14 protein-coding genes and 1 pseudogene are annotated in these 15,033 nt (G+C 38.6%); 5 read left to right on the forward strand and 10 right to left on the reverse strand.

Annotated features, from left to right (window positions below):
• Nucleotides 1-10: 10 nt before the first annotated feature.
• From B7E05_RS17625 to fni, 3 genes are all read right to left on the reverse strand, one after another.
• Entirely contained in the window at nt 11-727 is a 717-nt protein-coding gene (locus tag B7E05_RS17625) for a DsbA family oxidoreductase (protein WP_080875430.1), read from the reverse strand.
• A gap of 72 nt (nt 728-799) precedes the next feature.
• On the reverse strand, nt 800-1,255 hold the full coding sequence (locus tag B7E05_RS17630) for a DUF2188 domain-containing protein (RefSeq protein WP_080875431.1): 456 nt from the start codon (nt 1,253-1,255) through the stop codon (nt 800-802).
• A 171-nt stretch (nt 1,256-1,426) separates the two neighbouring features.
• Nucleotides 1,427-2,476 carry a type 2 isopentenyl-diphosphate Delta-isomerase gene (fni, locus tag B7E05_RS17635; RefSeq protein WP_080875432.1) on the reverse strand — a complete coding sequence of 350 codons (1,050 nt, stop codon included), beginning with the start codon at nt 2,474-2,476 and terminating at the stop codon, nt 1,427-1,429.
• Nucleotides 2,477-2,731: 255 nt separating this feature from the next.
• Between fni and B7E05_RS17640 the strand changes: the two genes are divergently transcribed.
• On the forward strand, nt 2,732-3,271 hold the full coding sequence (locus B7E05_RS17640; protein WP_080875433.1) for an HD domain-containing protein: 540 nt from the start codon (nt 2,732-2,734) through the stop codon (nt 3,269-3,271).
• Between the two features lie 113 nt (nt 3,272-3,384).
• Here B7E05_RS17640 and B7E05_RS17645 read toward each other — a convergent pair whose 3' ends face one another.
• The 3 genes from B7E05_RS17645 to B7E05_RS17655 all read right to left on the reverse strand — a co-directional run bounded on the left by B7E05_RS17645 (nt 3,385) and on the right by B7E05_RS17655 (nt 5,782).
• A complete protein-coding gene (locus B7E05_RS17645; RefSeq protein ID WP_080875434.1) occupies nt 3,385-4,209 on the reverse strand; it encodes an aldo/keto reductase in 825 nt (274 codons plus the stop codon).
• Between the two features lie 171 nt (nt 4,210-4,380).
• Entirely contained in the window at nt 4,381-4,947 is a 567-nt protein-coding gene (locus B7E05_RS17650; RefSeq protein ID WP_080875435.1) for a DNA-3-methyladenine glycosylase I, read from the reverse strand.
• The gene (locus tag B7E05_RS17655) at nt 4,940-5,782 is read right to left on the reverse strand and encodes a sulfurtransferase (RefSeq protein ID WP_080876352.1); all 843 of its coding nucleotides are present in this window, start codon (nt 5,780-5,782) and stop codon (nt 4,940-4,942) included. Before B7E05_RS17655 ends, B7E05_RS17650 begins: the two co-directional genes overlap by 8 nt.
• Before the next feature lie 219 nt (nt 5,783-6,001).
• Between B7E05_RS17655 and pepT the strand changes: the two are divergent.
• From pepT to mnmH, 4 genes and pseudogenes are all read left to right on the forward strand, one after another.
• Nucleotides 6,002-7,241: pseudogene (gene pepT, locus B7E05_RS17660) on the forward strand (peptidase T).
• A gap of 358 nt (nt 7,242-7,599) precedes the next feature.
• A complete protein-coding gene (locus B7E05_RS17665; protein ID WP_080875436.1) occupies nt 7,600-8,628 on the forward strand; it encodes a D-alanyl-D-alanine carboxypeptidase family protein in 1,029 nt (342 codons plus the stop codon).
• A gap of 145 nt (nt 8,629-8,773) precedes the next feature.
• Nucleotides 8,774-9,826 (forward strand): selenide, water dikinase SelD, encoded by a 1,053-nt coding sequence (gene selD, locus B7E05_RS17670; protein WP_080875437.1) that lies wholly within the window; start codon nt 8,774-8,776, stop codon nt 9,824-9,826.
• 24 nt (nt 9,827-9,850) lie between these two features.
• Nucleotides 9,851-10,903, forward strand: coding sequence for a tRNA 2-selenouridine(34) synthase MnmH (mnmH, locus tag B7E05_RS17675; RefSeq protein WP_080875438.1), 1,053 nt, complete (start codon nt 9,851-9,853; stop codon nt 10,901-10,903).
• A 78-nt stretch (nt 10,904-10,981) separates the two neighbouring features.
• On the opposite strand, the gene B7E05_RS17680 is transcribed toward mnmH, so the two are convergent.
• The 4 genes from B7E05_RS17680 to B7E05_RS17695 form a co-directional block, all read right to left on the reverse strand.
• Nucleotides 10,982-11,485: an LURP-one-related/scramblase family protein gene (locus B7E05_RS17680; RefSeq protein ID WP_080875439.1), complete on the reverse strand. Its 504-nt coding sequence runs from the start codon at nt 11,483-11,485 to the stop codon at nt 10,982-10,984.
• A 387-nt stretch (nt 11,486-11,872) separates the two neighbouring features.
• Nucleotides 11,873-13,060, reverse strand: coding sequence for a methyl-accepting chemotaxis protein (locus tag B7E05_RS17685; protein ID WP_080875440.1), 1,188 nt, complete (start codon nt 13,058-13,060; stop codon nt 11,873-11,875).
• 215 nt (nt 13,061-13,275) lie between these two features.
• Nucleotides 13,276-13,986, reverse strand: coding sequence for a hypothetical protein (locus B7E05_RS17690; protein ID WP_080875441.1), 711 nt, complete (start codon nt 13,984-13,986; stop codon nt 13,276-13,278).
• Nucleotides 13,987-14,035: 49 nt separating this feature from the next.
• Entirely contained in the window at nt 14,036-14,404 is a 369-nt protein-coding gene (locus B7E05_RS17695) for a hypothetical protein (RefSeq protein WP_080875442.1), read from the reverse strand.
• Nucleotides 14,405-15,033 lie beyond the last annotated feature (629 nt).

The following is a 15,033-nucleotide window of genomic DNA, read 5'->3' on the forward strand; positions in this document are numbered from 1 at the left end:
CTTTTATACTTTATTCATTCTCACATCCATCACCGGTGCAATAGGATGTTTTGTTCTCATTTGGAGTCAATGATTGCAAAATAGGCTGTTCTTGTTCTTCCTGCAAAACCTTTTCAAGCACTTGTGTGAACGTTTCCTCCGGCTGTGCACCGGATACGGCATATTTTTCATTAAAAACAAAGAAAGGAACGCCCTCTACCCCCAACTGCTTTGCTAAGTCGATATCTTCATTGACTTTATTACGAAACTTTCCACTGTTTAAGACAGCTTCTGTTTCTTCCTGGTCAAGCCCGGTTTCTACCGCTAAACGAATCAATGTATCTTTATCACTCAACAGTTCAGAGTCAGTAAAATAAGCCTGGAAGAAGCGTTCTGTCAGTTCTGCCTCTTTTCCATTTGTAGCAGCTAACTTGGCAACCCGATGGGCATCAAATGTATTACTATATTTCATCGTATCAAAGTGGTAAGTTAAACCAACCTCTTTTGCCTGGTCTGCCACTTGCTTATTCATTGTATATACTTGTTCTAACGGCATTCCTTTCAGCTCAGAAAATGTTTCAGCAAAGTTTTTTTCAGGCATATACCGTGCAGCGGGATCAAGCTGATAACTTCTGTACTGAACCGCTACATTATCCCGATGCGAAAACTTCTCTAAAGCGTGTTCAAATCGCCTTTTTCCAATATAACAAAACGGACATATATAATCAGACCAAATTTCGACTTTCATGTATGTTCACCTCAATTTCCTTATTTATTTTAGCATAAGGAAATCTGGGAACAAAGTAATCTGCACGCATTTTCAGCCATCGTATTTTCTTGTCTCTTCTAGCGTTCCATCTGTTCGATAAAGACTTAAAGACGTTCCTTTATTTTTGGCGATAGCTATCGCTCTTTCCACAGCTTCCTCTTTCGTATTAAAAATTTCACTTGCCTGACTGGACCCGGAAGATGCTACGGCCCAGCCATCACCCTGTTTATACACCTCTTGCCCTTCTTCCAGGCGCTCCGGATTATTTGTTTTTTCTTTTCCTTCTTTCGAACGCTGTGTTGGTTTTCCGCCTTTTTCATAGTTTTGGATTTCTTCTTGATCCGCATTTTCATACCATTCTTTCGCTTGTTCAATGGCTATCGGAATTGCCCGTTCTTCCTTATAACCATCATCAAGCATCGAATTAGCTATATCAATTGCTTTTTTACGCACTGGTTTCTCCAAATTTTTCATAGAGCTCGGATAATCATTTGTAGTCCAAACCATGGGATTACCTCCTTTTTATATGGCATTTTCCCTTTCTCACATACGTCAAACATCTTTATATCAAAACGATTCTTTCTCCGTATTCCCTCTGAATTATCTATAGAGACTCCCTATGATAACAGTTTATAACCATAAAAAAAGATGCGGCCGGCTCCGCATCTTTTTGCTGTATTACGCATCTAACAGCGATGTTCCATTAATGGATACACGCTTTGTATTTTTTAATTCATCCAAATTGACTGCGCCGATACCAAACATTGTCATCTTCAACTCTAATTCCAATTGTTCCATAGTTTGGATAACTGCTTCTTCTGATTCTGTCGCCGCTTGCAGCAGATGCCTTGCATAACCAATCACATCTGCGCCAATGGTAATTGCTTTTGCCGCATCTACGCCTGTTTTCATCCCGCCGCTGGCAACTAAAGGCGCCTCAGGCAGCTGACTGCGTACGGATACAAGGCAATCTTTTGTTGGATTTCCCCAATTATTAAATGCTTCCGCAGCAGCTTTTTTTAATGGATCTTGCGAACGGAGCTTTTCGACTTGACTCCAGGATGTTCCGCCGGCTCCGGCAACATCGATATAGGAAATGCCTGCATCATAAAGCCTTTTAGCAGCTTCACCATCAATACCAAAGCCAACTTCTTTCACGCCGACCGGAGCGTTCACCTGTTTACAAACCTGCTCGATTTTCGGGAGCAGATCTTTAAAATTTAAATCTCCGCCATCCTGAACAGCTTCCTGTAGGGAGTTTAAATGAAGAACGATAGAATCAGCCTCTGTTTTATCAATAATACGCTGGCATTCTTCTGCTTCGTAACCATAATTCAGCTGTACTGCACCTATATTCACGATTAAGGGTACAGTCGGGGCTTGTCTGCGGATCAGGAAAGAATCTTTGTGCTGATCACTTTCTAAAAATGCTCTTGTCGAACCAATTGCAAGTGCCCAGCCTTTTTTCTCCGCCGCTAAAGCTAAATTCTGATTAATCGTTGTCGCCAATTCAGAACCGCCAGTCATGGAACTGACAAGAAATGGTGCCTGTAGATTCTTACCCAAAAATGATGTTGCCAAAGAAATGGCATCAAAATCAATTTCCGGCAAAGCATTATGAAGAAAATGGATTCCTTCCAGTCCCGTAGATTTATTCACGCCTTCTACGTTTCCTTCCAGACAAAGGCGGATATGTTCTGTTTTACGTTGATTTATACCTTTTTCCATGAATGTCCCTCGCTTATTTTAATTTATCATTCTATATTTTTCAGTGGAGAGAGCTTTCCTTTCCACCTTTCACCAGATGCAAGTATACATACTCTCGTCCCTTTAGTTATCATTACATCTAGTGTACTTGTTTCCAGCCATAAAAGAAAGATAAATGAATATGTCGTCATCTCTCTTTTATTTATGAAAAAAGTCAGATGATATCTGTTTTTTCTGTTATAATAAAATTACTTATTTATGTTTTGGGAGGAAAAAATGAACAAAGAAGATGCAAAGGCTTTAGCTATAATGGCGCACCGAGGACAAACCCGTAAAAATTCCAGTGAACCTTACATAACTCATCCTATCCGTGTAGCAGAACGTCTGGAAAAAGAAGGATTTTCAGACGATTTAATTAGTGCTGCCTATTTACATGACGTTGTAGAAGACACAGACATCAGCATCGAGGATATCAGAAATCAATTTGGTAAACGAATTGCCACCCTTGTCGCTTCCCATACAGAGGACAAGTCCCAGTCATGGCAGGACAGAAAACAAGCAACAGTCGATCATTTGAAAGATGCTCCAAAAGAAGTTAAATATCTGATTATCGCTGACAAATTAGATAACCTCATTGAACTGGAGAAAGAATATAAAGAGCTTGGCGATGCCATTTGGAAAAAGTTCAATGCAGGCTATAACCAACAAAAGTGGTATAATCAAGAAATCGCCAAAAATATGTACGCTCATTTATCGCCTGATGAAATCCCGTCTTATTTTAATGAGTTCGAACAGGTTGTAAAACGTTTTTTTTAGAAAATCTCGTTGTGCTTATACCGTAAAGAAATAAAATGGTTTCTTCACGGCCAAATAATTAAATAAACACCTTTTTCTAAACACAAAGTGGATAGAAAAAGGTGTTTATTTTCTTATCGTGCATGCATTTCATTCGGATGCGTTCCACTGCGGAGATTGCGATCCAACGCATCGATTATTTTGATGTCTTCTTCATTCAATTCAAAATCAAATACATCCAGGTTTGCTTCAATTCGGGAAGGTGTCACTGATTTTGGAATAACAATTAACTCGGACTGTAAGTGCCAGCGAAGAATAATTTGTGCAATTGTTTTCCCTTTTTTCTCCGCAATTTGTGTTAATGCTTCATCTTCTAATACATCTTTTCCGTTCATAAGCGGGCTGTACGCTTCGACATAAATGCCATTTTCTTTGCAGAATGCACGCAATTCTTTTTGCTGCAAGTATGGATGGCACTCTACCTGATTGACAGCCGGCACTACCTCACATTCATCCAGCAGGCGCTGCAAGTGCTCCACTTCAAAGTTACATACGCCGATAGCTTTTGCCTTGCCGTCTTTATATATTTTTTCCAACGCTTTATACGTATCAATATATTTATCGTAATCCGGTGTCGGCCAATGAATCAAATAAAGATCTACGTAATCTGTTCCAAGTCTTTCCAAGCTTGCATCAAAAGCCTTTAATGTCTCTTCATAACCATGGTCTGCATTCCAGACTTTTGTCGTAAGAAAGATTTCTTCACGCGGAACACCACTATTTGCGATAGCTTGTCCTACGCCTTCTTCATTACCATATACTTTTGCGGTATCAAGCGAACGATAACCAGACTTTAATGCGTGTTCTACAGCAGGAATAGCTTCTTGATTCTCTACTTTCCAGACGCCAAAACCAATTTGCGGCATCTCTAAACCGTTATTCAGTGTCACATACTTCATATTTTCAGATTACCTCCTGCAAATGATTATTTATTGGATTTGTTATTATCATTTCTGTTTTCAAATCCGTAGTGCATTCAGTTTACAATAACAGGGATACAAAGCAAAGCAATGTGCTTATTATTTTTCAAGCATATGTTCACTGAAAAATGGCGCAAATGATTGCCGTTTTTATGCTTCACCGCTTAAAAAACAGTTGGCCGTATGGTCATTTACCATACCGATTGCCTGCATAAAAGAGTAACAAATCACCGGCCCAACAAAAGAAAATCCTCTCTTCTTCAGATCCTTGCTGATTTGTTTAGATAAATTTGTTTGAGCAGGAACATCTTCATGCTTCTCCCAATGATTCACGATTGGCTTTCTGTCCACAAATCCCCATATATAATGATCAAATGTACCAAATTCTGCTTGAACCTGCTGGAATGCCTTGGCATTTTTTATGACCGATTCCATTTTACGTCTGTTTCGGATGATTCCCTTATCCTGCATTAATTCTTCCACTTTTTCATCTGTGTACGAAGCGATAATATCAACATTAAAATGATCAAACGCCTGACGATAATTTTCCCGGCGTTTTAAAATGGTAATCCAGCTTAAACCTGCCTGGGCGCCTTCTAAAGTCAGCATTTCGAATAGATAGCGGTCATCCCCGAAGACAGGGCGGCCCCATTCTTCATCATGATAAGTAATATACACAGGTTCTTCGCTTACCCAGGCGCATCGTTCCTTACTCATCTTCTTCACCAATCGCTACTTCATTCTTTTCATAAGAAATCCAGTCACTGAAACTGCCTGGATACAACTTAACATTTTTAAAACCGGCGTTATCTAAAGCGAGAATATTGGGGCATGCAGAAACACCGGAACCACAGGAAACAATAATTTCCGCATCTTTATCTAAGTCGGAAAAATGCTCCTTCAACTGTTCTTCATTTTTCCAGCTGCCATCTTCTCTTAAAACATCCTTCCAAAAATAATTTGCTGCTCCTGGAATATGGCCTGCCCGGGCATACATCGGTTCTTCATCACCTAAATATCTTGCTCGTGCCCTAGCGTCGATTATCGTTGTTTCCGGAGATCCGATTTTTTCTTTGACCTCTTCCATATCAACGTACCGGTCTTCTTTCTCCTTTTTTCGGAAGATTGTCGGCTGCAGGTTGGGAACTTCTGTTGTCAGCTCTCCTCCCTCGGCTACCCAGCGATCTAATCCCCCGTCTAAAATATACACTTTTTCATGGCCTAAATAGTCCAGCAGCCACCAAAAACGCGGTGCAAACATGTCATTTCCCTGATCATACACCACAACTGTCGTATCATTGGATATACCTAATTTCCCAAGTTTGTTTGCAAATAATTCCCAGTCTGGTAAAGGGTGATTCCCGCCATGTTTCCCGGCTTTTTCAGATAAATCTCTATTTAAATCCATATAAACAGATCCAGGTAAATGGCCTTGCAGATAAGCCTTCCGCCCAGCATCAGCATCCATCAAATTAAATCGTACATCTACAATAACAAGGTTATTTTGTGCGAAACGTTTCTTTAACCTTTCTACGCTAATGATGTTTCTCAAAATCTGCCCCTCCCGTTTTTTATTTTTTCTAATCATATCACTCCTTGTTTATTTTAACAGAAAAAAATATATTTGAAGCAATGTTTAAAAGAATTCTAATACGGATTTATATGATGGATATGGTAAAATATACAAAGCAGCGTAAAATAAGAATGGCAGTCATTTTCGTGCAACTGCCATTTTCACGAACCAACATATATCCAGAAGGAGGCTTTTTCAATGAGAGAACAATTAATACAACGCTTAGAAACATATGCAAAAGTAGATACACAATCAGATATGGATTCGTCTTCTACCCCTTCTACTCCGGGACAATGGGATTTAATTAAACGCTTGGAAAATGAACTGAAAGAAGTTGGACTGGAAGATGTATCGTATGATGATAACGGGTATCTCATGGCGACTTTGCCAGCCAACACGGATGAGGATATTCCAACAATCGGTTTTTTGGCGCATGTAGACACAGCAACAGACTTTACCGGAAAGGGCGTATTGCCAAAAGTCATTGATTATGAAGGCGGCGATATTGTATTAAACGAAACTTTACAAGTCATTCTTTCTCCAAACGATTTTCCGGAACTTTCGAAATATAAAGGTCATCAATTAATGGTAACGGATGGAACAACGTTACTTGGTGCCGATGATAAATCCGGTATCGCTGAAATTATGACAGCAATGGAATACTTGGTTCATCATCCGGAAATCAAGCATGGAAAGATTCGGGTTGCCTTTACACCTGATGAGGAAATCGGACGCGGACCGCATAAATTTGACGTGGAACGGTTTGGCTGCGACTATGCTTATACCGTTGATGGAGGCCCCTTAGGTGAACTGCAATATGAAAGTTTTAATGCGGCAGCTGCCAGAGTAACGTTTTACGGAAACAGTGTCCATCCGGGAACGGCGAAAAATAAAATGGTTAACGCCGGAAAAATGGCAGCTCAATTTATTTGCAAATTCCCTGAAAAAGAATCTCCAGAGCATACAGAAGGATATGAGGGGTTCTATCATCTTATCTCTGTAGAAGGTGATGTCGAAAAAAACAATGGTGTACTATATTATCCGTGACCATGACCGGGAAAAATTTGAGGCCCGCAAAGACACGGTGAAACAGCATGTCGAGGAAATAAAAAACGTATATGGGGAAAAAGCAGTTCAATTAGAAATGAATGACCAATATTATAATATGCGTGAAAAAATCGAGCCCGTAAAACACATTGTCGATATTGCGGAACGCGCCATCAAGAATCTTGATATCAACCCTATCATTCAACCTGTCCGCGGCGGTACAGATGGTTCGCAAATTTCATTTATGGGATTGCCGACGCCAAATCTCTTTACCGGCGGGGAAAACTTCCATGGTAAATATGAGTATATTTCGATTGATAATATGGAAAAAGCAGCGAATGTTATTGTTGAAATCAGCAGGTTATTTGCTGCAGAAAAGCTAGATACGTAATGGTAAAGGAAACTTCATAATGCAAGAATTTTTGTGATAACAAGCAGGAAGCCTATTCTCAGGCTGCCTGCTTGTTTTCGCACCATCCACTAATTAATTGTTCACTTTGCTTTCATTTTCACTTCTATGCATCATATAATATATACGTAGAAAAAAACATTCGCAGTGGCTTGATACCACAATGGCCTCCTGTGAGATGTTTATAGTAAAACTTTTGACGTGCCAGAAATTCGTTTGGCAGTATTTCCATCATCTTTTTCATATTATATCCACAGGATGATAGAAATGAAATCTAGTAATAGACTAGTCAAAAACGATACATTTTCCAATACTATTACATATAAGGAGCAATCATGATATGCGAAGATTTCATTGGATGATGCTTTTCACGGCTTTCTTCCTGCTTATTGGCTGTACATCTCAGCAAGAGGAAGATAGTCCAGCATCTGGACAAACCACACCTGAAGAAGAAAATACGAACGATAACGAGGAAGTATCAGAAACAGAACCTCCTGATGCCGTATTACAAAAATTTGATACAGGCGAAGAAGTTGCCCAATTAAAGAATGCGCTCAATACCATTGGCTATGATTTAGAAGGCAGCGAAAATTTTGATGAAGCATTGACCTGGGCGTTGACGGATTTCCAATTACAGTCGGATGATCTATTGGCTTCCGGCATCTATGATGAAGCTACCAGTGAAGAAGTTCTCGCTCTTTTTGAAGATGGAGATACGATTGAGCCAGGAGAAGGCTTAGCAATGCCACCTGAAGAAGCAGAAAAAACAGAAGCCGGAACTGACATTGTCGGCAATCCATATGATGAGTTGGCACTGGTGAATAAAGATTTTGCTCTTCCAGGTGATTATACTCCAGAAGACTTGATGGTACCTGATGTACCTTTCCCCTTTACGGAGGATTTACCTAAAAAATACATGCGCGAAAATGCAGCACATGCCTTGGAAGAATTATTTGCAGCCGCGGAAGATGAAGGTCTGGAGCTATTTGCCCAATCAGGTTATCGTTCTTTCGATCGGCAAGAAGATGTTTTTGCAGCAAATGCAGCAGAGAACGGCGAGGATCACGCAAACACCTACAGTGCCCGCCCCGGAGAAAGTGAGCACCAAACCGGGCTGGCTATGGATGTCACCAGTGCCGAAGTCAATTTAGAATTGGAAGAAGCATTTGGTGATACAGAAGAAGGACAGTGGCTTGCCGAAAATGCTCCGGAATACGGCTTTATCATCCGTTTTCCAGAAGGAGACGAAGATATTACCGGATATCAATATGAGCCTTGGCACATTCGCTATGTCGGCGAACAAACGGCTAAATATATCACTGAACAAGATATTACTTTAGAAGAATATTATGAAGAACAAACGGAGTAAAACGTTGAAGAACCCCCGCTGGAAAGTTGATTGTCAGCGGGGGTTCTTCATCCAATTAACTGCTCCCCAAAACGCTTCAGATCATCTTTACCTCAGCAATATGTTAAAATAGATATAGAAAATTACATGCAGAAGGGTTGATTATATGAATAATAACGAGTCTATCAAACTAACCGCTTTATCTTCCAAAGGTGGATGCGGATGCAAAATCGGGCCGGCTGATTTACGGCAGGTTTTACAGTCCTTCTCTCCTGCGACAGATAATCCTAATCTGTTAGTGGGGCTAGATACCAGTGACGACGCAGGTGTTTACAAATTAAATGACGAGACAGCCATTGTTCAGACACTCGATTTCTTCACTCCCATTGTCGATGATCCGTATTCCTTTGGGCAAATTGCTGCTGCAAATGCTCTCAGCGATGTCTACGCAATGGGCGGAAAGCCGATTACCGCACTAAATATTGTTGCTTTTCCAATTGCTGATTTAGATAAACAGATTCTTTCCCGTATTTTGGAAGGCGCAGACAGTAAACTGAAAGAAGCTAACACTGCTTTAGTCGGCGGACATTCTATCGATGATAAAGAGCCCAAATTCGGATTAGCCGTTACCGGAACCATCCATCCTGATAAAATCCGCACAAACAGCGGCGCAAAACCCGGCGATGTGCTTATTTTAACCAAACCAATCGGTGTAGGAATTTTAACCACTTCGATTAAAAGAGGCTTATTACAAGAAGCAGAAATAGACCGTGTAACAAATATTATGGCAACACTGAATAAAACTGCTGCCGAAACAATGGATAACTACGAAGTACATGCCTGTACCGATGTGACCGGATTCGGTTTGCTTGGACATGCTTCAGAAATGGCAAAAGGAAGTAATGTCGACATCCGGATTTCGAATCAGCAAGTGCCTGTTTTACCAAGAGTGAAAGAGCTTGCTGAAAATGGCGCTGTGCCAGGTGGTACGAAGAATAACTTTAACTATTTAAAAAAAGATGTTACTTTTACAGAATCACTGGATCAGATTGATCAGTGGATTTTATGTGATGCAGTCACCTCCGGAGGTTTATTAGCATCCGTGAAAGAAGCAGACGCAGAAAAATTGCTGGCAGATCTCCGGGATAAAAATATCGAAGCTGCCATCATTGGCCGCGTTATAGATGAAAACAATGGGCATATCACTGTTGAAGAATAATTCGTTTATATAGGAAGTGAAAGTATGTTTCAGGATATAGAGCTACTTGATTTATTAAAGAAACAACAAGAAGATTCTTTTTGTTTGGTGGATGTGCGTTCCCCACAGGAATTTGCTGAATTCCGTATACCGGGAAGTATTAATATTCCTGTTTTTGATAATGAAGAACGGGTAGAGGTTGGCAAGATTTATAAACAAGTCGGTCCCGAAGCAGCCAAAGAAAAAGGGTTAGAGATTTTTTCTATCAAGTTGCCGGAATTTATTGCCGCATTTCAAGCACTTGGAAAAGAAAAGATTGTTTATTGCTGGCGTGGCGGTATGCGCAGTAAAACTGCTGCAACGGTGGTTGATTTAATGGGACAGCAGGTTTCCAGATTGCAGGGCGGCATTCGCTCTTACAGACAATGGGTCGTAAACAAATTAGAACAACAGCCGTCCACTCCCAAAATGTTCGTGTTAAATGGTTATACAGGTTCTGGTAAAACGATCTTATTACACCGTTTAAAGCAACAAGGTTATCCTGTCCTTGATTTAGAAGGAATGGCAAATCATCGCGGATCCATATTTGGCCAAATTGGTCTGGAACCGAATAATCAAAAAACCTTTGAATCATTATTGGTTCAAGAACTGGAACGTTATGGCCAAATGCCATTTGTTCTGTTAGAAGGCGAAAGTAAACGGATTGGTAAGGCAACGCTGCCTCCTTTTTTACATGAAGCAAAAGAAGCAAGTATGCAGCTATTCATCCATTTGCCTTTGGAAAAACGAATTGAAAATATATTGCGTGAATACAATCCAGATGAGCATCAGGCGCAAGTAATCGAAGCTTTCGAGCGAATTCGCAAGCATATTCACACACCTGTAGCGAAACAAATCGCTGATGACTTGGAGCAAGGAAATTTCCAATCCGCCATACCGCTGTTACTGGAATATTATTACGATCCAAGATATGAGCATACACTTCATCACTATCCGGAAGACAAACAAATGCATATTCATGCTGATAATCTGGATGAAGCCTTGAACGCAGTTATCAGCTTTATCAAACAAGAAGAAAACGTAAATATCAAACTGTAACAAAAAATGAAACAAGCCCGGCTCCGATTGATTGTTTGGAGCTGGGCTTGTTTTATGTGCAGATCAATACTGGTAACATTAACTTGTGGATGAAGCCGTTGAAGCAGATCCTTTTTCGTCAGCTTTCACACAATCGATAGCGATCACAAGAGCAATCAGACTGGTTTCCATCTCTTCTTCCATTACTTGTACTTTATAACTATCTCCCCAAGTGAACCATTCCTTGCTCACTTCTCCGATGATTTCACTATGTTGATATACCTGAAAGTTCATATCCCACCAGTTTCCACGTACTTCAATCCCTGCTGCATCAATGGTATAACGTGCTTTCAAGAAGGAAAGTTCCTTCCTGATTGTAAACACTTCTTGACCATTCACCTCAACAAAAAATTTAGGTAAAAAGCTGAGCGTTTTTTTCGTTATAAGCGCAACCTTTTTTCCTTCAGCATTCTTGATAGAAAAAGTCTTAGGAACTCGCATAAAGCTCCCTTCCACGTAATACACATCTTTTTCATCTTGATCCTTTACAGTAAATTTTTCATTTAAACTGAACACTTTTTGCTTGATATAGAGTTGGTTCATACTTTACCTCCTTGCTATCTAGCTGCATAGATGCCATTATTCTTTTTAACTTTAACGCAGTGTAACTAGCTGTAAGATTCCCTCTTAAAGAATTGAAGTTCCCCTTTATATAACTCAAGTATGCAGCTATTATGTATTACTAACATTCCCTCTACAAAGTTTCATTTTTATAGAATACACACAATTTTAATCACATGACATTTTTTCCGCAAATAGATAGAGTAGCGTTAGTTATGCCTTGAAAAAAAGTCGATCTCAATCGATATATCGTCTAAGAGATGGTTTATTAGCGCATTCTTGCTACAAAAAAAGAACCTCCTCACAAGTTCAAATAACCTAAGAGAAGCGTTCTTATTTTTATCTATCATATCAGCACAATTAATATATTTATACTGCTTCACGAGCCTTATTTTCATTTAATTCCGTAATCCCATTATTAAAATTAAATGTAAATAAAGATCTGCTCTCCTCATTTTCTAAAGCTACAATATTCATTGCTTCTTGAACAAGTTTTTGCATAGTATCGAGCTCATCATCACTAATTTCTATTAATTCAGCAAACATTTCAACTGACTCTCGAGAGATAGATGCTATCTCAGCAATTGATGCTGTTATCTGCTGAGAGGTAGCAGTTAATTCTTCTGTACTTGCAGAAGAATTTCCATTACTTTCAGCGATAACCTTCGTTGCGGATAATATCTTTTCAAACATTGCTCCCACCTCAACAATAGTCGTATTTGTATCGTTAAATTCTTTTGTGCCCTGTTGCATTGACTTGACAACTTTTCCCGTTTCCTCTTGGATATCCTTTACAATCGTTGACACTTCCGAAGAAGAATGGCGCGATTGTTCGGCCAATTTTCTAACCTCTTCAGCAACAACAGCAAATCCTTTACCATGTTCACCGGCATGAGCTGCTTCAATTGCTGCATTCAAAGCCAATAAATTAATTTGTTCTGAAATCCCTGTAATCATGTCGACAATCGTGCCAATTTCGTGAGACTTTTCTCCGAGTATATTTATTGCGTCAGAAGTTGTATGAATCGTTTGGTTAAACTTCTTTAATTTTTCTAAGGAATCATTTAACTTCTGGTTCCCTTCTTTTGTTAAATCTAAAGTCATATTCGATTGTTCTGATATTTGATTTGTCCTCACTGATAAATCTTCGATAGCCTGCGCCATATCTTCCATAGATGCGGAATTTTCTTCTGTAGCAACTAATTGATCTTGTAATCCTCTATCCACTTCATCAATAGCTGCTCTGACAATATCAGCTTTTTCAGAAGCGTATTCACCAGTTTCGGAGAGTTTTTCTCCTTTTTTATGTACCGTTTTTGTATACGATAAAAATTCTTCACTTGTCCTGCTGAAAAACTCAATAAATTGATTAATTATAGCATAATCAGGAGTGCTTTCTTCCATCTTGCTTGGAATATTTCCTGCCAATATTTCTTTTATTCCATTGATTATTTTTTTATTATGATGAAAATCATTTTTTAATAAGAAATATCGGGAAGCAAAATAAACGGATACCCCTATTAAAATAACAATAATACTCAGTAAAATTACTTGCATGGTAGCTAAATCTCCTTATTCTAAATTCATTTTTCGTGCCTATTCTGGATTAGACACTTTATATAAAGTGAAACATCATTCGGCAGGGGTTTTTCAACGCACAGTTCTTTTTGATGGGACGAGTAAGCGTAGTCTCATCAAAAACTGTTGCCGTAACGCCTTTATGATCTACATCCTGTAGACCAGAATCAATCGATCTGTATGCGATAAAAATTCTAAAGCTCCTTCATAAGGATATAAGTTCCATCTGCTATATGTGATGGTATACCGTTCAACTTATTATTATCACGATATGGATGAACTATATAATTTCCTTTTATATCTTTATATTTCTTCATAAGATGATATTTTTCCATCACGCGTATCGACTTCGAATTCGTCGCTTCACCGTAAACAGCTTTCACCCCTTGAGATAATGCTTTTATTAACAGTCTGTTTCCTAATTGTTGAATAATTTCATGGCGATGATGTTCTGCAGTCACGCCTAACATGAACAAGTGTAATAATTCTCCATCTTTCAGATTTTTTCCATGTATTTTTTTATAATCTTCCATAAAACGTTTATCTACATCTTCCAAAACGTGTAAAATTACGTTCATATCATAAAAAGACCCTTCAAATATATCTGCCCCAATAATCTCTGGTGCATTTGTATCACCTGCAAGCACGCCAACAACATTGTTATTTGCATCTTGAGCGATTACACAATATTCCTGCTCTATTGTAGATTCTAAATAATCCTTGGTAAATTGGAAGAAATCAGCGTATCTAATATTTAATTGTCCTACCATCGGTTCCTGTACCCATTTCCCGGAAATGTCTACTCCGATAAACGAACGAGCTAGACAATCCGCTGCTTTCTGAATTAAATCCTTTTGCTCCCTTTTTACTATCTCATATGTATATATTTCTTGTAATGTTTGCACTTGTTGACTTCCTTTCAAAATTATAAAAACTCATTTATTAGACAAAAGATTAAATAGCATGTGGTACTTCATCTATAAATGTTCCTGTAAACTCAATTCTCTGAAGGACATTTCTGATTTGCACTTGGGCAATTTTAGATGATGGCTTTACGACAAGAATATCCTTAAAGCCTAAAGAAGAATAAAATTGCATCGTTTGTTCCAACTGTGGTACAACTTTGGATGGGACAGGTGTTTGGTATGTCCCATCAACAACAAACGTATATTCTTGCCTTGTTACTTTGCTAATCGTGTCCTGCAGATCAATCATATAACCTTCTGCATCTTCCTCTCTCATTAATCCCCAGATCTGGACATGAACTTCTTTCGCTGCTTCTTTAATTGCCATTTTATATTTCTTTTTATCTACAACTAACATTCCTTAATCCCCTTTTTTCTTTGTATTAAGCTATAATGAATGATGCGCTTTTGCATGTCTTTTTATTGAAATCTAATACGCAAGAGCTACACCAAATAGAGATAAACTAGCAAATACTCGCTATTATTCCTGCCCATCCGACTATATCCTTTAAATAGGTATTTAGAATCAAAAAGCATTCTTGTTTTTAAATAAATGTACTTTTCAATTTTAATAAGTACTAACGACGCATACTATTATACCCATAAAATTATAAATAACAAGCTATTATTTATAAAATACGTGTTTTTATATTTTTTTATTATTAAAAATAAGCCTAATGACCTATTTTGTTTTTTGTTCCTTTTATTAAAAGTATTTTTAGAAAGCGATATGTGAGCAAATAATAAATATCACTACTATGCAGAGGTATCAACTTGAATACTTTATTTACCAACGTGGTCTTACCCGTTTTATATTAGCCAAAAATCAATATTTCCCAATACATGACTCTCACATTTAAACAAGCCGCTCAAAAATTACATTCTCCCAAACAACTACATCTGCACCTATCTCTCACCTGAAACCAACCTTCATCTCGTGCATAAAAATAGACATCTTGAACAAATTAGAGGTAATTACAACAATGA

The sequence above is a fragment of the Oceanobacillus timonensis genome (assembly GCF_900166635.1).
Classification (GTDB): Bacteria; Bacillota; Bacilli; order Bacillales; family Amphibacillaceae; genus Oceanobacillus; species Oceanobacillus timonensis.

Excerpts from the sequence above, each read along its gene's own strand:
- B7E05_RS17685 (WP_080875440.1), bottom strand. The coding sequence starts at position 13,060 with ATGCAAGTAATTTTACTGAGTATTATTGTTATTTTAATAGGGGTATCC.
- B7E05_RS17640 (WP_080875433.1), top strand. The coding sequence starts at position 2,732 with ATGAACAAAGAAGATGCAAAGGCTTTAGCTATAATGGCGCACCGAGGA.
- B7E05_RS17625 (WP_080875430.1), bottom strand. The coding sequence starts at position 727 with ATGAAAGTCGAAATTTGGTCTGATTATATATGTCCGTTTTGTTATATT.
- mnmH (WP_080875438.1), top strand. The coding sequence starts at position 9,851 with ATGTTTCAGGATATAGAGCTACTTGATTTATTAAAGAAACAACAAGAA.
- B7E05_RS17695 (WP_080875442.1), bottom strand. The coding sequence starts at position 14,404 with ATGTTAGTTGTAGATAAAAAGAAATATAAAATGGCAATTAAAGAAGCA.
- B7E05_RS17645 (WP_080875434.1), bottom strand. The coding sequence starts at position 4,209 with ATGAAGTATGTGACACTGAATAACGGTTTAGAGATGCCGCAAATTGGT.
- selD (WP_080875437.1), top strand. The coding sequence starts at position 8,774 with ATGAATAATAACGAGTCTATCAAACTAACCGCTTTATCTTCCAAAGGT.
- fni (WP_080875432.1), bottom strand. The coding sequence starts at position 2,476 with ATGGAAAAAGGTATAAATCAACGTAAAACAGAACATATCCGCCTTTGT.
- B7E05_RS17665 (WP_080875436.1), top strand. The coding sequence starts at position 7,600 with ATGCGAAGATTTCATTGGATGATGCTTTTCACGGCTTTCTTCCTGCTT.
- B7E05_RS17630 (WP_080875431.1), bottom strand. The coding sequence starts at position 1,255 with ATGGTTTGGACTACAAATGATTATCCGAGCTCTATGAAAAATTTGGAG.
- B7E05_RS17650 (WP_080875435.1), bottom strand. The coding sequence starts at position 4,947 with ATGAGTAAGGAACGATGCGCCTGGGTAAGCGAAGAACCTGTGTATATT.
- B7E05_RS17680 (WP_080875439.1), bottom strand. The coding sequence starts at position 11,485 with ATGAACCAACTCTATATCAAGCAAAAAGTGTTCAGTTTAAATGAAAAA.